The organism is Anatilimnocola floriformis (genome assembly GCF_024256385.1).
GTDB lineage: Bacteria > Planctomycetota > Planctomycetia > Pirellulales > Pirellulaceae > Anatilimnocola > Anatilimnocola floriformis.
In genome coordinates, this window is the sequence record NZ_JAMLFW010000002.1 from 39,837 (window position 1) to 58,482 (window position 18,646).

The window sequence follows — 18,646 nt, forward strand, 5'->3', positions numbered from 1 at the left end:
TTCGTTAGCCGTTCACTGCGGCGAGCGCGGCGGGAAGGGTCAATGTTTCTTCGTACAATGCGCGGCCGATGATCGCTCCGGCCATCGGCACTTTGGCGAGCGCCGTCACATCAGCTGCCGTAGTCACGCCGCCTGAGGCGATCACGGAAATCTTTGTCGCGTTCTTCATCTCGGCCATGGCAGGCAAATTCGGTCCCTGCAGCATGCCGTCGCGAGCAATGTCGGTGTAGATGATCGCGCCGACCGCATCGCCAGAGAACTTCTTCGCGAAATCGACCGCCAGGGCGGTGCTCGTTTCTAGCCATCCGTCGGTCGCTACCTTGCCATCGCGAGCATCGATGCCGAGGGCCAGCTTGTGCGGATACTTGGCGCACATTTGCTTGAACCAAGCCGGTTCCTTGAGCGCCTTCGTGCCGACGACGAGTCGCGAAATGCCCAGACCGAGCAGCCTGTTGATGATCGCTTCGTCCCGGATGCCGCCGCCGAGTTGGATGGGGATTTTGACGGCAGCGAGAATCGCCGTGATCGCGGCTAGATTCGCTTGCGCCCCGTCGCGTGCTCCATCGAGGTCGACCAAGTGAAGGCAGGTCGCACCCTGCCGCACCCAGTGCCGAGCCATTTCCGCGGGGTCTTCGCCGTAAACGGTTTCCCGCTGATAGTCGCCTTGCTTGAGGCGGACACACTTACCGCCGCGCAGGTCAATCGCCGGCCAGATTTCCATCACACAATCCAATCATCACTCGAACAGAGATACCTCGCGCAATATGCCACAGCAGGTGTGGGAACGCAAGGACGCGGTGGAGTGCGGATCCCGAGTGGTGCGCAGCATTAGCTAGGTGGAGTGATATTTCTGAGCGAAGAGTCTGCCGGGCGTTAGCCACCGGCTTCAGCCGGTGGGAAGCGTCGCGATGCATCCGGCTTTAGCCATCGTTAAGGCCATGGCTAAAGCCGGGGACGAATGGATCGGCCCACCACCGACTGAAGCCGGTGGCTAAGAGCATCGAATTCGGCTCGCTCGAATTCTATCCCGAAGGGATGGATTGCCGGCGGTGGTGCGGCGGTGAGTTCCCTCTGCTCGGTGCTCCGGTAAGAGGGGTAGGGTGAGGGGTTGGAGTGTAAACCGAATTTCGGATCTTCGGGTTCCTTTGCTACAATCAAGGCATGTCGCCACAAACCGAAAAATTGCTCGAGGAAGTCCTCCGCTTGCCGCTCGAGGAGCGCGAACTATTCGCCAGCCATTTGTTAGAGAGTCTCGACGACGAATTTGCCGATGAAGCAGCTTGGTCTGCAGAAATCAAGCGGCGGGTTGACGACATCACTGCAGGCAAAACGCAGACGACCCCTTGGTCCGAAGTTCGACAACGAATGTTGGACTACAAGGGCGAATGAATTGAACGTTGAATTTGATCCTGCCGCCGACCGCGAAGTCAACCGAACTTATCGCTGGTATTACAAGCGAAGCGTTACCGCAGCGCACCGATTTCTGAATGCGCTCGATCATGCAATTGAGCAGATTGTTGCCAATCCAGGCCTATGGCCAGAACACTTGCACGGCACCAGATTCCGCAATCTGGAACGGTATCCGTACTTCGTTGTTTATCTTGAACTTGGTGACAGCATCAAAATTATCGCGGTCCAACATGCCGCACGACGACCGGGATACTGGATCAAGCGATTGTAGTGAGCGACATTACTTCTTCGCTTCTGCCCGTGTGATCGTCCCGCCTTCCGAAAGCATTTTCGTATGATCGGCACTTCTTCTGCACGAGCCCCGCGTCTCCAGTTCTCGCTCCGTGCTCTGTTGGTCCTGATGGCTGCGGTGGGCATTTCTTTGGTGGTCTATCGCCTGCCGTGGGTCGAGACGACTCAGAAGTCGTACATGCGGACGCACCTGTACTACACCGAAGACAGTCCTGGGCACGATTTGACGGTCAGAGACACGTCAGGCAGATGGCAACATTTCTGGACGAAGGAGTTTGGCGTCTTTGGAATGAATGACGTTGACGACCAGCACTTATCGACGCGGCTGGAATGGGAAGCCGCAGCTGAATGGCGTGCGCCAATATTGGCGGCTACCTAATCCGGATGCGATCACTGAGAAAGCCACATCTCCGGTGCTCGTTGTCGAAAAACACTACGTCGACAACGATCTTCGGCGCGTGACTTTCTTAGACGTCGAAACGGGCGAGACCGTCTACTCCAAGGGCTACCTGAATGGACTTCCGCACGGCAAATCAACTGGCGGCGCGTATCACAACGGCAAACGCGTCGGCATCTGGCACGAAATACCCTATTACGCAGGGACCGAAGAGATCAGCGTGCAGAAATCGTACCGCGATGGTTACTTGCACGGTGAATGGATCTGGAAAGGCGCGGGGGGCCGCACGCTGCAAACAGCCAAGTATGACGACGGGCGACTCATCGAATGGAACGGACTGCCGACGAAGCAAGCGATCGAATTGCTGCTCAGGAAATGTGAACTAGATGACGCTGACTTCAGTAGGTTGCAACGCCCTGCCGCCTGCGTGGAGTTGATCAGCCAACCTTCCCTGGACAATAGTACCAAGCGCGGGCAACCGCGTACCAACCGCTGGCAATTGCATGTTGATGGCCAACGGACGAACCTCACGCTCGCTGAGCGCGTGCTCGATCCTTTCGATTTCTTCCCGCCCCATCGCAACATCACCAACTTCTTACCTGGCGATCCCATAATTGAGTCGCTGTTGGCAACCTGTCTCAACTCCAACGAAACTCTCGTCTTGCGCGAGCACACGCTTTACTTTGTAGAAATCTCGTCGGCTGAGTTGATACCTTAGGCTGCCTGAAAGCGTACCTCGGTTGCTCTCAAAATCTACTTCTCGGCCCGCGTGATCGTGCCGTTGATCGTGCCGCCGTGTTCTTTGTTTGCGGTTTCCCACCAACGGCCGGCGTAGACGTCGTCGTGGAACATGACGCGGGCTGACCATTGGGCGGCGCCGGGGCCGGCTTTGACGTTGTCGAGAATCAAGATCGCCGTGTCGCCGGCGAATTTCACCTGGCAGGGAATCGGAAACTCGATCGTGCGGTCGCCGAGCTTGAAGACCGAGACAACGCTCCATTTCCCTTCGGCGCTCTTTTCAGCGCGAGCGATTTGGTAGCTGTCGTTCCCCTTTTCCGAGCCGAGCTTGCCGCCGGCGACCGGGGCCCAGGTTCCCTTGAGCGTGGCGTTTTTCAGCATGGCCACAAACTTGGCTTCGACGTCGCCGTCGCCTTGGGCGAAGATGAGCGCGGGGCTCGCCAGCCAGGCGGCGAACAAACAGGCAGTCAGCAAGGCAACGCGAGATTTCATGGCGGCAACTCCGGGAAGGCTGAAGGGAATCGCCCGATTCTATGTTGCGGCGAAGTCGAATTCCAAGCCGGGGAACTTTTGCAGTCGCTAAAATCACACGCATGATCAATCGATATTACATCCTGATTGCCGCGCTGCTGCTGACCACTCCTGCTACCGGTTGGTCGGCGGAACCTGCTGCTGATCGAGTAAGAATCTTCTGCGACACCGACATGCTCACCGATTGCGACGATGCCGGTGCGCTCGCGGTGCTGCATGCATTGGCCGATCAAGGGGAATGCGAAATCCTCGCGACGGTTTGCAGTGTGAGCGACGTCGATTCTGCCGTGACGGTCGCGGCGATCAACGCCTACTTCGGTCGGCCTGATTTGCCGCTGGGTGTCGTGCGCGGCAAGAGCGTGATGATGAAATCGAAATTCGCCGGTCCGGTGGCGAAGGAGTTTCGCGAGCGGACGAAGTTCGCAGCCAAGATCTCAGACTCGGTTGCCGTTTATCGCGAGGTACTCGAGAAACAGCCCGATGCGAGCGTCGTGATCGTCACGCTCGGCTATCTCACGAATCTAAAGACGCTGCTCGAGCAGCCCGCAACGGCGGATCGACTGAGCGGCGTAGAGTTGATCAAACGCAAAGTGAAAACGTTCGTCTGTCTCGGCGGTAATTTCGTCGGCCATCCGCCGCGCGATGATCTCAAGCTCGGCAATGTCAACTTTCAGCGCGATGCCGAGTCAGCTGCCTTCGTCATCAAGAGTTGGCCCGGCAAGATCGTCTTCGTCGGCCGCGAGATCGGCTCGGTCCCGAGCGGCCTTGAGTTGGGCAAAAGCCTCGCCAAAACGCCGGCCGATAATCCGGTTCGCCGCGCTTACGAGCATTACTTCGACGGCCAACTGCGCGATCGACACGTCGCCGATCTTACAGCCGTCCTCTATGCCGTGCGCGGTCTGCGCGATTATTGGGAGATCGAGGAGCACGGCTACATGGACCTGCAGCCCGATATGAAGTTCACTTGGAAATTCGACGCCGATCGCAACCAGGCGTATTTGAAGAAGAGGCTCCGCGATGGCAAGCCGAACGATGACTACATCGAAGGCGTGCTCGATGAACTGCTGATCCACATGCGGCGCGGCAAGTAAGCGAAATTACTCTTCGCGCGGGTTGCCGATCTGCCGGAGGTATTCCGACAGGCGCGCTTGCAGGTCGATCAGCCCCTGCCATTGCCGCAGGTCGAGCGTGATCTTGCTCGTCTTGTTTTCGACCGAAGCCGACAGAATCAAGTTGCGCAGCCGCACGTGGAGATATTCCAAAATTTCGGCCAGCTGCGCGGCCTGGCCCGGCGTCATGCGGTCGGGAAGTTCTGGCGGTTCGAGCGCGTGCAGCGTGGCTTGCATGTCGCACTCTTCGTTCCAGTTCAGTTCGAAGTCGAGCGAGGAGAAGTTCGCGGCCTTCTGCATTTGCTCGGGATCAGCCGTCATCGCGGCTTCGCCATCGTCGCGCAAGCGCGCCAGGCGGCCGGCGATCTGCTCGCGCGAGCCAAACAGCAGCACGCTGCGGCCAAGGGCGATCATGTCGCCAAACTTTAAAATCCGCAGCTGGATGTCTTCGCCGTTGACCTTCGTACCGTTGGTGCTGTCGAGATCGGTGAGGACGAGGCGGTTGTTGTCTTCTTGAATCTTGATGTGGTAACGACTGATCCGCTCGTCATTGAGCTGGATCGTGTTCCCCTCTTCGCGGCCGATGGTGATCGGTGGGCCGACGTTTTGAAAGATACGCCCGCGGTCGGCGCCGTCGAGAACTCGAAGTGTGATTCCGGACATCGCGCGCGTGCCAGCCTAACCCGAAAGGGCGGTGCGAGGAGACCTGTTGCTACTTTCGCTTATAGCATCCGGGTGAAAGCAGGGTCAAGCGCCAGCACCGGTGCTGTGCCGCAAAATCGCCGCGAAACATGCGATTTCCGCAAAACATTAGTGGCCACCCTGCGGCAGGTGCGCGACACTTTGGCCGGTGAGCATTTCGGCGGCCGGCAGGTCGCGAACAATCCAAAACGAGATCTGCCGCATCATCCAGGCAATCGCCGGCAGCAGCGGCGTGATGATCCACAGCAGCGCCTTATAGCGTTGGTAGTCGCGCAGAATAAATTCGATCTCAGCCCAGCTTGAAAAATCAATTTCCAGCGTCACGATGAGCGCCACCAGCGCGGGAAGCGCCATCATCACTCCCAGCGAAGCCGGCAGGAGCAACAGTGTGAACATCGCCCGCCGCGCCGGCTGCGAAACGCCCGCCCGCGACAAAAAGCCCACTCCAAACAGCCACATGAGCGTGACAGCAAAGATCAAGAAGCTGAGCACGGCTGGGAACAACCGCTTCTGCTCCACGCCAATCCAGGTGACGCAAAAGCCGAGCGCCAGTTGCAACTGAAATAAGAGCCAGACGAAATCGGTGAGCAGAAACTGCGTCGGCGCCTGTAAGCGGCCACCTTGGGAGTTGATCGGCTCGAGCATCCAGCGGCCTAGCAGCGTCGCCACAACGACGAAATAAATCAGCAACAGCAATGCTGTGATCAAAAACTGCATGGATGGCCGCCGACGATGAGAACGAGAGGAGAAGAGAGTTCGGCAGAGGTTACGCTACATTCTACCACAGCGTGTATCCACCGTCGATCACGAGGCCAGCGCCGGTCATGTAGCGGCTGGCATCGCTGGCGAGATAAACGGCCAAAGGACCGAGATCCTGCGGCTCACCGTACTTCCCCATGGGAATCTGTTGCTGAAAAGTTTCGACCACTTCGGGATGCAACTTTTTCCATCGCTGATTCGGCTCGGTCATGAAGCCGCCAGGCAAGATGGCGTTCACCGTAATGCCATGCGGCGCCCAATCGGCAGCCACCGCGCGGGTGAACTGCAGCACGGCGGCCTTCGCCGTTTCGTAGTGACGCCCTTCGATCTTTCGGCCAGCGACCAGCGAGTTGATCGACGCAATGTTGATGATCCGGCCACCCTCGCCGCGGGCGAGCATCGCGCCGCCGATGAGCTTCGTACATAAGAAGGTGCTGGTCAGATTCAAATCCATCAGCTGCCGCCAGGTCTCCAGCGGCATCTCGTGCGTGGGGATGTTCTGCCGCCGGCCGCCGACATTGTTAATCAAAATATGAATGGGCCCATACTCGGCTAGCGCTCGTTCGCACGCGGCCTGACATTGCGCCATGTCGCCGACGTCGGTCTCGATCGTGAATGCCAGTCGGCCGAAGGCGCGAACGTCATCGGCGGTCTTATTCAAACTCTCCGGCTCACGGCCGAGCAAAATCACATCGGCCCCCGCATCAGCACAGGCGAGTGCCATTTCTCGGCCGAGGCCGCGACTGCCACCGGTGATGAGCAAGCGTTTGCCGGTGAGACGAAAGCGATCGAGGATGGTCATGGCAGGTTCCTGGGGAGAATTGGAATCAATCCATCTATGAAGCAGTGTATAATTCGTAAGTTGCACTCGTCATAGTCGAGGAATTACGCATGCCAACACTTTCGATCGCCGAAGTCCAAGCTCGCTTGCCGGAATTGATTGACCAGTTGCAGCCAGGGGAAGAACTGGTGATCACACGCAATGATCAGCCAGTCGCAAAGCTGGCGGTGCAAGGTGCACGTTCGGTTCCCGTGCCAGGATGGGGGCAAGGCATGGTAATTATTCATACTGAAGACGATGAGCATCTCCGCGACTTTGCGGAGTACATGCCAAGAACATTCCACTCGTGAGTGGCGATGTGGCTTTCGACGCTTACGCCGTACAGCGGCTGTGGTAGTTACGACTTGTTCTCTTCCGTGAGTTCCCCATGTCCACCACGTCCGCCAGTTTGCTCGAACGGATTCGCCACGATCCCGCGGCCGAGCAATGGCAGACGCTGGTCGAACTCTACGATCCGCTCATTCGCGGTTGGCTCAAACGCCAAGCCGTGCTGGCCAACGATGCCGATGATCTGGTGCAGGACGTGCTCACCATCGTCGCGCGACGGCTGAAAGACTTCGAGCACAACAGCCGGCCCGGCGCGTTTCGCACCTGGCTGCGGACGATCACCATCAACTGCGTTCGCGATTTCTGGCGCTCGCGCAAACGCGAAAACGCCGGCGGTGCCGAAGTGCAACAGCTACTCGATCAACTGGCCGATCCCAACAGCGGTCTGACGCAGGCCTGGGATCTCGAGCACGATCGCTTCGTCACGCAGCAGCTGCTCGCTCGACTTCGCAGCGAGTTTGAACCGGCCACTTGGCGCGCCTTCGAACGAGTCGCGCTCGACGGCGCGTCAGCAGCAACCGCGGCGAAAGAACTAAACCTCACCACCAACGCTGTCTTCATCGCGAAGAGTCGCATCCTAGCGCGATTGCGACAGGAATCGCGCGGGTTGATTGATGAGGAGTAGGATATGCAGTCACCCGCTTATGGCCACTCCGCCAGATCAATAATCGGATAATTCGGCAAAGCAGCAGCAAGTCGCGCATCTGCGGTAATTAGCTCGCAACCTTCTTTCTCAGCCAGCGCTACATACAAGCAGTCGTAGACGCCAATCCTCGCGTGAGTCGAAATTTCCATCGCTCGCGAGAGCAACGGCAGATGCGGGTGCAGAATGGGCGCAACCGCCAGTACGTCGACTAGTCTGACGATTGATTCCAAATGGGGAACAAGGCCGCGACGTTCGGCCTTCGACAAGGCGTGCGCGACTTCCACGGGGAAAACGTCTGGCGCGATGAACTCATGGATCTGCTTGAGAAAGTCATCTCGCAATGAGAGGGCTCTAAGAGAGTCACTTTCGGGGAGCACCCATTTGATCGCGATGTTCGAATCAAGAACGAACTTCATTGGTCGCGGGCATTTCGGATCAACTCAACTGCGACAGCTATCGTCCCGATCTTATTTCGCAATTCTTCACGCATGCGATCCATCCGCTCCGCAGCTTTCTCGGCGGCGTCAGCATCATGAACACCGGCCTGTATGCGAGTGATCGCTTCATGAAGTTGATTGACGGCGCTGGTGGTTGTATCGATGGTCATAACTTAATTCTGGACCAGGAGCTGTCGATGTCAACTGCGAATCGGTCAAATCGCCGCACCGGATAATTTCTTCTTTTCTTCCCCACAGTTGACAAGCAATGCCGCGGGAGAGCGAATAGAGAAGGATCAGACCGATTGTTTCATCTCTGGATGGGCTCATGTTTGCTGCGTGGCGGTTCAAGCTGAAAGAGGCCGAGACTGCGCTCACGCAGGGGCGGTTGGAACATGCTGCTGCCATTCTGCAGGCCGATGAGCTGCTGACGTATCTCCCCATCAAGCAAATGCTGGCACAGGTGGCCGTTGCTGCTGGCAAGCGGGCGGCGGAGCGGAGCGAACGAGGAGAATTTGACGCGGCCTGGCGCGATTTGGAACAAAGCAAGCAATGGGCCGGTGAGACGAATGAATTTCTCGCAGCGGAGCGGGGCGTTGTCGATGCCGCGCTGGCCGATGTCGTCCGTTCATTGGCGGCCGATGACTCGAATGGCGCGCTCGCGCGGATCGATGCTCTCGCTCGTCGTCAGGTGAAGATCGGCACGCTCGATTCGCTGCGCGAAGTCGCCCGTCGGCTGCAATCGGCCAGCAAACTGCGAGAGCGGGCGATTTTCGCCGAAGCCATCGAGCAACTACAAGCGGCCGTGGCGATTCGTCCCGATCTGCCGCAACTCGAAGAGCTGCTGAAAAGAGCACGCGAGGCGAGCGAGCAAAGTCGCGTCGCCCAAGAGCAACTGCATGTTGCGCTGGCAACCAACGATTGGACGCAAACGCTGAGTCTCGCCGAGCAGATCTTGCAGATCTCGCCGCAGTGCCGACTGGCTCGCAATGCGCGGCGGCAGGCTTGGTCGGAAGTTGGCGGACAACTGGGCGATTCGCGTGTGGCCCGCGATACGCAACCCTGGTCCTCGTCACTGCGACGCAATCGTGACGATGAAGATGAAGGCACTAGCGGCGCGAGATTCTTATTGTGGGTCGATGCTGTCGGCGGTTATCTCGTCTGTCTCGGCGATGAAATCGTCATCGGCCAATCGCATCCGGGCAATCAAGTCGACGTGCCGATCCAAGCCGATATTCGCCGCCGGCATGTCAGCATCCGTCGCCAAGGCGAAGGCTACGTTCTCGATCCGCTGGCAGCGAACGAAAACTTCGCTGGCGCCGCGGCCCAGCGACAGGGACGAGTGCGGATCGACGGCAAAGAAATCAAAGCACCGGCCCTGCTGAACGACGGCGATGAATTCGAACTGGGCGAAGGAGTGCGTCTGCGATTCCGCAAACCGCACGCCCTCAGTGCTTCGGCTCGGCTGGAAATTTTGAGCAGTCATCGTACGCACCCGTTCGCCGATGCGGTGCTGCTAATGGCAGAATCGGCCGTCCTCGGACCGAAGTGGCAGAACCATGTCATCTGCCGCGACTGGGCGACCGATGTCGTGCTCTATCGCCAGGAAGAAAACCTCTTCTGCCGGGCGATGGAGTCCCTGGAGATCGACGGCCGGCTGCAGGAAGGCCGCGGTCGCCTCAGCGTCCGTTCGCGGATCGTCGGGCCGGACTTTTCGCTCAGTTTGGAACCGGTGGGCTAGAAAGAGGTTAGGGGCCAGAGATTAGAGGCTAGAGAGGCAGGAACGACAGCACTCCTCACCTCTAATCTCTAGCCCCTTTCTCTCCCGCAAGTTCGATTAACCGCAAACGGGAGCTTCACTTACGTCAAATCCGAGGGAGGGCCAGTTCGCTCCTTGAAACGCCGCCGCTGCCGGCGGAGTAGAACTTATGAAGATCCGCTGCGCGCCGATTTTGCCGATTCCGGCGGTCAGCCGCCAAGATTTTCGTCGCCAGGGCGAACACCTAAGCACAGAATTGGTCTGTAGGTTGAATTGCCGGCTACAGCCGGCTGAACTGCAATCGCTCACAAAGATCGGCTGAAGCCGGGACTCCAGCGATGGCAGAATCAATGATCCGCCCACGGGATCAGAAGAAAGTGGACCGATGAATTCGCGAGCCGCCACCATGTCCGCCGACAACGAGAACAACGCTGACAAGCCTGCCGGTCTGTCGGCGGGCGTGCCCGTTGCGAAACCAACCGGCGGCATCAAATTTACCTTCGCCAGCGGTACGCGCCCGTTCGATGGCTTTACGCTCAAGCGCGGCATTGGTCGCGGCGGTTTCGGCGAAGTCTATTTCGCCACGACCGACGCGGGCAAGGAACTTGCGCTCAAGCATGTCGAGCGCAACTTGGAGGTCGAGCTGCGCGGCGCGAGCCAGTGCCTCAATCTCAAGCACCCGAACCTCATCGACCTGTACGACATTCGTTACGACGACCACGGCGACGCCTGGATCGTGATGGAATATGTCGCCGGGCCGAGTTTGAAAGACGTTCTCGATCGCAACCCGAACGGCTTGCCGCGCGACCAGGTTGAGTTTTGGTTCCGCGGCATCGCGGCGGGCACGGCGTATCTGCACGACCACGGTTTGATTCACCGCGACCTGAAGCCGGGGAACATCTTCGAGGACCAGGACTACGTCAAGGTCGGCGACTACGGCCTGAGCAAATTCATTTCGACCAGCCGTCGCAGCGGTCAGACAGAGAGCGTCGGCACCTTCCATTACATGGCCCCCGAAATCGGCAAGGGTGTGTATGGCAAGGAAATCGACATCTACGCGCTGGGCGTGATCCTGTACGAACTGTTGACTGGCCGCGTGCCGTTCGATGGCGAGAGCAGCCAAGAGATCATCATGAAGCACCTCACGGCAGATCCCGATCTGACCGCGGTGCCAGCCTCGTATCGCGCGGTGATTCAACGGGCTTTGCTCAAGGATCCCGAAAAGCGTTTCGCCAGCGTGAGCGAAATGCTCGCCGCGATGAATACGGAAACCCCTGTTGCCAAGGGCGTCAACCACAGCAGGCCGACTGCCTTCGCGCAGCCCGTGGTGATTGCGGCCCCGGTGCAGGCTCCTGCCAACGACTCACCGATGTATATCGGCGACGACGAACGCGAAATGCAGTTCGGCCCGATGCAACAATCGCGACACAGCCAACGGCCGCGCGTCATCCCAACTTCGATGACGGCGATTCCCGTGGCCACGCCCGTGCAGCCGACCGAACCGATCGCGCAAGCGATGTTCGCCGGCGGCAATCGTCTCGCGCAGTGGTGGAACCACGGCAGCATGAATACGCCCGTGAAAGTGGCGCTCATCCTGGCCGTGACCGTACTCGCTGTCTTCAACGGCTTTTGGCTGGTGCCAGTGCTCATCGCGCTGGCCGCCGTGTATGTGCTGTATCTCGGCGTCCGGATGCTCGCGCTCGCGGGTAAGGGACCGCCGACCGCCGTGCCGGCTCCCGCGCCTGCGACGACCGTGCAACCCGCGCTGCAGAACCGTTCGCGCAAGCCACTGACCATCGAACAACTGGGGCGTCACGCGTTGACGATGAAGACCGGCGGCGATCGCGCGGGCGAACTCTCGGGTTCGATGCTCGCCTCGGCGCTGATCTCAGCCGTCCTCTGCTTTGTGATCATGATCGTCAACCATGAGGATCTGCACCACGGCGGCATCGGCACCTGGAACTTCTTCACCTGGCTCACGCTCACGGCGACGGCGGGTTCGTGGCTGGTGCTCGTCGCCGGCAAGTTCTGGGAGCCGCGCGCCGGTGAGCCGTGGAAACGGCGGTTTGCTCAGCTGGTTCTCGGCCTTGGTCTGGCCGGATTTTCATTCCTCGCCAGCCAAGTGTTGATGGTCGGCACTTCGGCGGGTCACGCCTTTCATGCTCAAGATATCAGCGAATCGCTGGCCAGTCGCAGCATGTATGACTCCAGCGGTGTGCCGGGACTGACTGCGTTTCTGGCGTACTTTGCCGCCGTGTTTGCCACGGTGGGTTGGTGGAAACAAACCGATCCGCTCCGCACATCGCGGCTGCAAGTCGGTCCGCTCGTCGTGACTTTGCTCGCGGCCTTTTTGTGGAGCCTGGCTTGGCCGTTCCCGCAACCGTGGGGCGTGATGCTGATCGGCGCGATCAGCGTCAGCGTGCAACTGTCGGCGGCGTGGTTTACGCCGCAGGATCGCACTGCGCTGAAGACGAATGCGGGCTTGAGGACGTAGGGACCATTGCAGATTTAAGATTGCAGATTGCAGGTTGAATTCGGAGGAAGAACGTTATGGAAATTTTCATCATTGTCGCTCTGCTGAGCCTGGCCGTGGCGGTTCAACCGTTGGCTGCGAAGCGTTTGCCGCCGCTGGTGCATGGCGCGCTCGGTTCGCTCTGCGTTGCCTTGTCACTCGGTCTCACAGCTTTGTTTGCCGGCGGCTTTGTCATGTCTTCGCCCGTTCGCGCTGCGTTGCCCGATGTCGATCGTCCTGCGCCGAAAGAAAAGGCATCGCCGTCGCCCGCAGTTACGCCGAAGCAAACTCCCGATGATGAAAGTCGGTTCTTCGAGCAACCGACCGAATCCTCGGATATCGAAATCAGCACGCCGCCCGATGGCGTGATCATTCCGCCGGGCCGGCCTTCGTGGGTCGAAGCATTGCCGATCCGCGAGGGGAGTGTGCACATGACTTCGGTTTGCTCCGATCCGCATTCGACGCAGCGCGAAGCCATGCTGGCCCTCGATGCCAAGCTCCGCGCCGCGACCTCGGAATACATTGGCGAGTATCTGCAATCGGAACTCGCGCCGCAGCTGATCCGTTTCAGCTTGCCCGAGATCAAGCAGAAGCTGTTGCACACCAACGGGCTGTATCAAGAGAAGATCACGGTCTCGATCGGCGCGATGCATCAGGTGCATGCAAAGCTCGAGTTCGACAAGGAGTTTCGCGAGTTGCTCGATCGCAAATGGGGCGAGCTCACCGCGACTTATCGCCTGGCCGAGACCGGCCTGGTGATGGGAGGCGTGCTGCTGCTGCTCGCTACCGTGTTTGGTTACTTCCGTCTCGATAACGCGACGCGGGGTTACTATACGGGCCGCTTGCAGTTCATGGCTGCCGCAGCGATACTGGCCATCGTAGCCACCGGCGCCATGGTTTCGCGGTGGATTCACTGGTTGTAAGCGTTTCGTAGGACGGACTTTTGTTCCGCCTTACCTCTTCAGGATCACTTGCTTTGGCCGATGCCGACACGCTCCTCATCGATCGCATCCGTCAGGGCGAAGCTGCAGCTTGGACCGATCTGATTGCCCGTTATGAAGGACGGCTTCTCGCGTTTGTCGAAAGCCGCCTCGGCCGCCGCGCACCCAGCGAAGACATCGTGCAAGAAGCTTTCCTCGGCTTCCTCAACAGCCTGCCGAACTTCGACGGCAAACGGCCGCTCGAAGGCTATCTGTTTTCGATCTGTGCCTACAAACTGACCGATCACTTGCGCCGCGAAGGCCGCCGCCCCGCCGTGCCGCTGTCGAGCAGCAACGACTCTTCGGGCGAATGGCACATCGCCGGCAGCGAACGCCCGGCCAGCAGCATCGCCCGCAGTGGTGAACGCAAAGACCTCGAAGAAAAAGCCGTCACCGCCGCCCTCCGCGATCAAATCGAACGCTGGGCCGAAAAAGGTGAATGGCAGAAGTTGATGTGCGCTGAACTGCTCTTTGTCCGCGGCTGGGCCAACAAAGAAGTCGCCGAAGAACTCGGCCTCAGCGAGCAGCAAGTCGCCAATTACAAGTTCGACTTCATCGCTCGTTTGCGGACGATGGTGCAGAAGCAAGAACTGTCGGCTGAAGTTTTTCCGGAGCTTGCCGACGAGGAGTCGCAACCATGAGTACGCCCGCGTCCTCGCAACCCAACCGTCGCTTAACAGATGCCGAACTCGAAGCCTATCTCGAGGAGCTGCTCCCCTCCGAAGCGATGGCAGCGATCGAACACGAGCTGCGCGAGCGGCCCGAAACACTCCGCCGACTGTCGAACATTCTCGGTCGTCGCGAAGCGGGCGTACACAGTGTCGGCGAAATCTGGCGCAAGCATCGCCTGAGCTGCCCCGACCGTCAGCAACTTGGCAGTTACCTGCTCGGCGTGCTCGACAACGACCACGCCAACTACATCCGCTTTCACCTCGACGAAATCGGTTGCCGCTACTGCCAGGCCAACTACGCCGACCTGCGATCACAGCAGGAAGAAACGCAAGAACTGATCATCACGCGGCGGACGAAGTATTTTCAATCGACGGCTGGGCATTTGCGGCACACACCCTGACCTGCATCTTCACAAACCAGCCGATGCTCAAGCAAGCCGTGCGTCGGATGGCGAAAGTGCTCAATAATAAGAGTGATACGCGGGCCGCGGTGATTTCCTAGCAAGGCAAACTTCTTAGTAGCATCCGATCCTTAAAGGCGCGCCATATATCGCCGCCAACGGATGTTTTTTATAATCCAGCGCACGATTCTTTTCGTTGTGCTCTGGAGGCTCTATGTCTCTGCGTTCCTATTCTGTCCAGGCGATTTTCTTCGCAGCTGTATTGAGCGCTGGTTGTACGTCCAGTGAACCGGCCGCACCCACCGCGACGAATGTTCCGTCTCAAGTGGAACACAAACCACCTGTGGCTGAGCCGGTGAATCCAGAGTCAGTCCCCGAACCGTCAGCACCTACTGTCGTTCCGAAGCCGGAACCCGCCCCCAAACCAGCAGCCGACCTCTCCGGCGATATGGACACGGTGCAGGCCTTAAAAAAGCTCGAAGTGAGTTGCGAGCAGCAGCCTGAAGGGTGGAAGATCGAGCTTCCTTACGGAGCCAAAGTCGATCCTTTGCTCGACATGATTCAGAAGCTTTCGTTGGTGAAGAGCTTCGCAGGTCGCGACGTGACCGATGCGCAGTTCACGAAAATCGTTCAGCTGAACGGTTTGCAGGAACTGACACTCAGTGGCGAAAACCTCACCGATGCGGGACTCGAGCCGCTCTCCCAGGCTGTCAATCTGAAACGACTCGACCTGCATCGCGCCGAGCAAATCACTGCGATGGGCCTCGCCCACGTCGCTAAACTATCGCATTTGGAAGGGTTTGGCCTGGGTTCGACTTCGCATCACGGCGAACTTGGGCCCCTGGATCAATTGAAGCAGTTGAAGTTCTTGTCAATCGGCAGCGCTTCCTTGACCGACGAGGATCTCGCTTGTCTGGCCAGCATGCCCCATCTGGAAACGCTGCACTTAAACATCAACTCTGGAATCAACGGCGAGTGTCTGAAGAATCTAGCCGGTGCAACGCATTTGAAACAACTGTGGTTGCCACTGACCTCCGTGACGGACGAAAGCCTCGCTCCCCTTGCCAATCTCACCGACCTCGAAGATCTCCATCTCGGATCCGAGCACATCACCGACGCCGGACTCGTCCACATCGCGGGACTCACGAAAATCAAACGCCTGGATCTAGGGGGCACGCATGTCGCCGGTCCCGGGTTGAAGCACGTGAGCGGAATGAAACAGCTCGAACGAATTGAGTTCGGTTTTCTCGGCTTTACTGGAGAAGGTTTGCAATATCTGGCGGACAAGCCCGGAATCAAGGAGTTGTACCTGGGTTGGTGCGGAATCACGGATGATGGTTGTGCCGAACTGAAAAAGCTTCAACAGCTGAAAAAGCTCACGATGCCAAAATACGGGTATCAAGGAAATGATAACGAACAAGCGCCTTGGAAAACTCTCCATCCCGAGAAATTGACCGATCGAGGCATGAAACATCTTGGCGATTTAGTCAATTTAGAAAGCCTGGAACTCGCCGGCGGCGGAATTACCGACTCTGGACTTGAGGCACTCTCGAACTTGAAGAAACTCCAATATTTGACCTTTGGAGCGCTACCTAACGTGAAAGGACCCGGGTTGGAAGCGCTCAAGGATTTGCCTGAGCTCACCGACCTGACGTTGGAACGGACAGGTGTCGATGCCGAAGGTCTTCAACATCTGAATGGTTTACCCAAGCTCGGTACCCTTAAGCTTCCAAGACAAGTGGACGGCAGCGCGCTCAGCCATGTGTATAAACTAAAGAGTCTGCGCGCCGTTTCGATCTGGAAGGAAGTGACGAAGGAGCAAGAGGAGGAATTCAAGCGCCAGTTGCCAAATGCGTACGTCCGCCGCGAGATTTACTGACACGCGGCGGACGAAGTATTTTCAATCGACGGCGGGACACTTGCGGCACACACCGTAACGATGCCGTGGCGAAGACGTGGTCGTTGGCAACGTGCGGCAGCACAATTCGCGACCGCGGTGATGCACTCGGGGTCCAGGCCAACTTCGCTTCTTTTTATGCTGCCGCACGTCCGTGAATCGCGCGTCCTCTCGCACTTCCCCATCGCCTCACGGCTCGGGCTACCTGAAGAGGGAACGCTCAAGCGCGCTACTCATCTCCCGACGGCCCATACATTCCCGGCACCGGCACGTCATTCAGTCGGAAGTAAACCGTCAGGATCGCGCGGTGATGAATCAAATGGTTCATCACAAACGTCCGCACCACCGCCGCTCGCGGCATCGTGAGAATCGTCTGACCGGCTGACTTCAGCGACCAAGCCACGCCCAGGTCTTCATCCTTCACGGTCTGAATGGCTGTGCGCGCTTCGGCGACGTTCTTATCAAAGAAGGCCAGCAGTTCTTGCCGCGTGCGATACGTAGGAGTGCGATAGGGTTCGCCGCCGACGGGCGAGACGTCCCACTCGGTGAACTGCAACGAACCGGCGACCCAGCCAGGAATTTCGGCGATGTGGTTCGCGTTCCAACCGATCGTGTGCGATTTGGGATGGCACTTCCAATCCCATTTATCTTCGGGAACGCGCTCCAGCACCTTGCGCGTGCTGGCCATTTCGGCATCGAACTCAGGAAGCAAAACGTCGGCGTAAGACATGATCGACCTCGCGAGAAGAAATGAACGTTGATCGCGCGGGACAATCTATACAAACGTCCATTTTCGTACAAGCCCCGCGATGCTGGGGTGCGGCTGACGTTGGTCTCGGCCGCGAGTTACAATAACGTTCCCCTTCCGCATCCAACCTCTCATTCTGATCGCCAGGAGTTGATTCATGGCTCGTCATTCTGTTTCTCGTCGCTCCTTCCTCGCCGCGTCGGCCGCTGCGATGGCGTCGACGATGGCTTGTCCGCTGTTTGTGCCGCGCAGCGCTTGGGGCGCGAATGAACGAGTTGTCACGGGGCACATTGGTCTCGGCGGACAGGGCCGCGGCAATCTCGGGCCGTTCATCAGCAATTGCGCGGGCATCTGCGATGTCGACAAAGACAACGCTGCCAAGGCCGCCAAGATGGTGGAAGACAAAGGTGGCAAGTGCGAGGTCTATGGCGACTATCGCAAGATGCTCGAGCGAAAAGACATCGACGCCGTCGTGATCTCGACGCCCGATCACTGGCACGCCTTGACGACGATTCATGCTTGCGAAGCGGGTAAGGATGTCTACTGCGAAAAGCCGCTCACGCTCACCGTAGCCGAAGGTCGCAAGATGGTCGAAGCCGCTCGCAAGTACAAGCGCGTGGTGCAAACCGGTTCGCAGCAGCGAAGCAGCAAGGAATTTCACCAGGCCTGCACGCTCGTTCGCAACGGCCACATCGGCAAGGTGCACACGGTGCTCGTCGGCTTGCCGAAGTCGAACCATCCGGGCGAACCGGTGGCCGACAGCGATCCGCCGCCGCAGCTCGATTACGAAATGTGGCTCGGCCCAGCTCCGTATCGGCCGTACAACTCCAAGCGAGTGCACTACAATTTCCGCTTCTTCTGGGATTACTCGGGCGGCCAAATGACCAACTGGGGGGCTCACCACATCGACATTGCCCAGTGGGGCCTCGGCATGGATGACACCGGCCCGGTCGAGTTCGAAGGAACCGCCAGCTTCCATCCGATGAAGTGGCATGAAGTGAGCGAAACCTGCCGCGTGACTTGCACCTATGCGAACGGCGTGAAGATGATCGTCACGCAAGGAAAGTACGACTACAACGGCAAGGACATCGCCGGCGGCACGACCTTCATCGGTGACAAGGGTCAGGTGTGGGTCAACCGCGGCAAGATCGAAGCCAGCAATCCCGAGTTGCTCAAGCTCGACCTCGCGTCGATGGAAACCAAGCTCTACAAGAGCCCCGGCCATCACAAGGATTTCGTGGCTTGCATCGCCTCGCGCAACAACCCGATCTGCGATGTCGAAATCGGCCACCGCACTGCCACCGTCTGCCATCTTGCCAATGCGACGACTCGCCTCGGCAAGAAATTGAAATGGGATCCAGTGGCTGAAAAGGTCGACGATGCCGATGCTGCCGCGATTCTCAGTCGGCCGTATCGCTCGCCGTGGAAGTTGCAGTTGTCGTAGAAACACACAACGGCAATGAGTTTCAGTCGCTGGCACATTTGCCAGC

General features: G+C 58.6%; 21 protein-coding genes. 13 read left to right on the forward strand and 8 right to left on the reverse strand.

Annotated features, from left to right (window positions below; genetic code table 11):
• Window positions 1–4 precede the first annotated feature (4 nt).
• Window positions 5–721, reverse strand: a complete 717-nt coding sequence (gene hisA / locus M9Q49_RS24985; RefSeq protein ID WP_254511969.1) for a 1-(5-phosphoribosyl)-5-[(5-phosphoribosylamino)methylideneamino]imidazole-4-carboxamide isomerase — start codon at window positions 719–721, stop codon at window positions 5–7.
• 440 nt (window positions 722–1,161) lie between these two features.
• Here hisA and M9Q49_RS24990 point away from each other — a divergent pair, with 440 nt between their 5' ends.
• The 3 genes from M9Q49_RS24990 (at window position 1,162) to M9Q49_RS25000 (ending at window position 2,816) form a co-directional block, all read left to right on the forward strand.
• Window positions 1,162–1,389: an addiction module protein gene (locus M9Q49_RS24990; RefSeq protein WP_254511971.1), complete on the forward strand. Its 228-nt coding sequence runs from the start codon at window positions 1,162–1,164 to the stop codon at window positions 1,387–1,389.
• 1 nt (window position 1,390) lies between these two features.
• Complete coding sequence (locus M9Q49_RS24995; protein WP_254511973.1) at window positions 1,391–1,681, forward strand: type II toxin-antitoxin system RelE/ParE family toxin; 291 nt, start codon at window positions 1,391–1,393, stop codon at window positions 1,679–1,681.
• A 319-nt stretch (window positions 1,682–2,000) separates the two neighbouring features.
• Window positions 2,001–2,816 (forward strand): toxin-antitoxin system YwqK family antitoxin, encoded by an 816-nt coding sequence (locus M9Q49_RS25000; protein WP_254511974.1) that lies wholly within the window; start codon window positions 2,001–2,003, stop codon window positions 2,814–2,816.
• A 35-nt stretch (window positions 2,817–2,851) separates the two neighbouring features.
• Here the strand turns inward: M9Q49_RS25000 and M9Q49_RS25005 are convergent, their stop codons facing one another.
• Window positions 2,852–3,328, reverse strand: coding sequence for a hypothetical protein (locus M9Q49_RS25005; RefSeq protein WP_254511976.1), 477 nt, complete (start codon window positions 3,326–3,328; stop codon window positions 2,852–2,854).
• A gap of 101 nt (window positions 3,329–3,429) precedes the next feature.
• Here M9Q49_RS25005 and M9Q49_RS25010 point away from each other — a divergent pair, with 101 nt between their 5' ends.
• Entirely contained in the window at window positions 3,430–4,458 is a 1,029-nt protein-coding gene (locus tag M9Q49_RS25010) for a nucleoside hydrolase (protein ID WP_254511978.1), read from the forward strand.
• 6 nt (window positions 4,459–4,464) lie between these two features.
• On the opposite strand, the gene M9Q49_RS25015 is transcribed toward M9Q49_RS25010, so the two are convergent.
• From M9Q49_RS25015 to M9Q49_RS25025, 3 genes are all read right to left on the reverse strand, one after another.
• Entirely contained in the window at window positions 4,465–5,139 is a 675-nt protein-coding gene (locus tag M9Q49_RS25015; protein WP_254511980.1) for an FHA domain-containing protein, read from the reverse strand.
• 147 nt (window positions 5,140–5,286) lie between these two features.
• Complete coding sequence (locus M9Q49_RS25020) at window positions 5,287–5,895, reverse strand: hypothetical protein (protein ID WP_254511982.1); 609 nt, start codon at window positions 5,893–5,895, stop codon at window positions 5,287–5,289.
• Window positions 5,896–5,956: 61 nt separating this feature from the next.
• The gene (locus M9Q49_RS25025; protein WP_254511984.1) at window positions 5,957–6,739 is read right to left on the reverse strand and encodes an SDR family NAD(P)-dependent oxidoreductase; all 783 of its coding nucleotides are present in this window, start codon (window positions 6,737–6,739) and stop codon (window positions 5,957–5,959) included.
• Between the two features lie 89 nt (window positions 6,740–6,828).
• Here M9Q49_RS25025 and M9Q49_RS25030 point away from each other — a divergent pair, with 89 nt between their 5' ends.
• Window positions 6,829–7,068, forward strand: a complete 240-nt coding sequence (locus tag M9Q49_RS25030; RefSeq protein WP_254511986.1) for a type II toxin-antitoxin system Phd/YefM family antitoxin — start codon at window positions 6,829–6,831, stop codon at window positions 7,066–7,068.
• Between the two features lie 77 nt (window positions 7,069–7,145).
• A complete protein-coding gene (locus M9Q49_RS25035; protein ID WP_254511988.1) occupies window positions 7,146–7,730 on the forward strand; it encodes an RNA polymerase sigma factor in 585 nt (194 codons plus the stop codon).
• 17 nt (window positions 7,731–7,747) lie between these two features.
• On the opposite strand, the gene M9Q49_RS25040 is transcribed toward M9Q49_RS25035, so the two are convergent.
• The gene (locus tag M9Q49_RS25040) at window positions 7,748–8,167 is read right to left on the reverse strand and encodes a type II toxin-antitoxin system VapC family toxin (RefSeq protein ID WP_254511990.1); all 420 of its coding nucleotides are present in this window, start codon (window positions 8,165–8,167) and stop codon (window positions 7,748–7,750) included.
• Window positions 8,164–8,358 (reverse strand): hypothetical protein, encoded by a 195-nt coding sequence (locus M9Q49_RS25045; protein ID WP_254511992.1) that lies wholly within the window; start codon window positions 8,356–8,358, stop codon window positions 8,164–8,166. The genes M9Q49_RS25040 and M9Q49_RS25045 overlap by 4 nt, the downstream gene beginning before the upstream one ends.
• Window positions 8,359–8,516: 158 nt before the next feature.
• Here M9Q49_RS25045 and M9Q49_RS25050 point away from each other — a divergent pair, with 158 nt between their 5' ends.
• The 6 genes from M9Q49_RS25050 to M9Q49_RS25075 all read left to right on the forward strand — a co-directional run bounded on the left by M9Q49_RS25050 (window position 8,517) and on the right by M9Q49_RS25075 (window position 16,390).
• Window positions 8,517–9,929: an FHA domain-containing protein gene (locus M9Q49_RS25050; RefSeq protein ID WP_254511993.1), complete on the forward strand. Its 1,413-nt coding sequence runs from the start codon at window positions 8,517–8,519 to the stop codon at window positions 9,927–9,929.
• 403 nt (window positions 9,930–10,332) lie between these two features.
• Complete coding sequence (locus M9Q49_RS25055) at window positions 10,333–12,441, forward strand: serine/threonine-protein kinase (RefSeq protein ID WP_254511995.1); 2,109 nt, start codon at window positions 10,333–10,335, stop codon at window positions 12,439–12,441.
• Window positions 12,442–12,497: 56 nt separating this feature from the next.
• Window positions 12,498–13,382 carry a hypothetical protein gene (locus M9Q49_RS25060; RefSeq protein WP_254511997.1) on the forward strand — a complete coding sequence of 295 codons (885 nt, stop codon included), beginning with the start codon at window positions 12,498–12,500 and terminating at the stop codon, window positions 13,380–13,382.
• Between the two features lie 53 nt (window positions 13,383–13,435).
• Entirely contained in the window at window positions 13,436–14,080 is a 645-nt protein-coding gene (locus M9Q49_RS25065; RefSeq protein WP_254511999.1) for an RNA polymerase sigma factor, read from the forward strand.
• The gene (locus M9Q49_RS25070) at window positions 14,077–14,511 is read left to right on the forward strand and encodes a hypothetical protein (RefSeq protein WP_254512001.1); all 435 of its coding nucleotides are present in this window, start codon (window positions 14,077–14,079) and stop codon (window positions 14,509–14,511) included. Before M9Q49_RS25065 ends, M9Q49_RS25070 begins: the two co-directional genes overlap by 4 nt.
• Window positions 14,512–14,707: 196 nt before the next feature.
• A complete protein-coding gene (locus tag M9Q49_RS25075; RefSeq protein WP_254512003.1) occupies window positions 14,708–16,390 on the forward strand; it encodes a leucine-rich repeat domain-containing protein in 1,683 nt (560 codons plus the stop codon).
• A 247-nt stretch (window positions 16,391–16,637) separates the two neighbouring features.
• Here M9Q49_RS25075 and M9Q49_RS25080 read toward each other — a convergent pair whose 3' ends face one another.
• On the reverse strand, window positions 16,638–17,138 hold the full coding sequence (locus tag M9Q49_RS25080; protein WP_254512004.1) for a DinB family protein: 501 nt from the start codon (window positions 17,136–17,138) through the stop codon (window positions 16,638–16,640).
• Between the two features lie 175 nt (window positions 17,139–17,313).
• Here M9Q49_RS25080 and M9Q49_RS25085 point away from each other — a divergent pair, with 175 nt between their 5' ends.
• Window positions 17,314–18,600, forward strand: a complete 1,287-nt coding sequence (locus M9Q49_RS25085; RefSeq protein ID WP_254512006.1) for a Gfo/Idh/MocA family protein — start codon at window positions 17,314–17,316, stop codon at window positions 18,598–18,600.
• The last annotated feature ends 46 nt before the right edge of the window (window positions 18,601–18,646 follow it).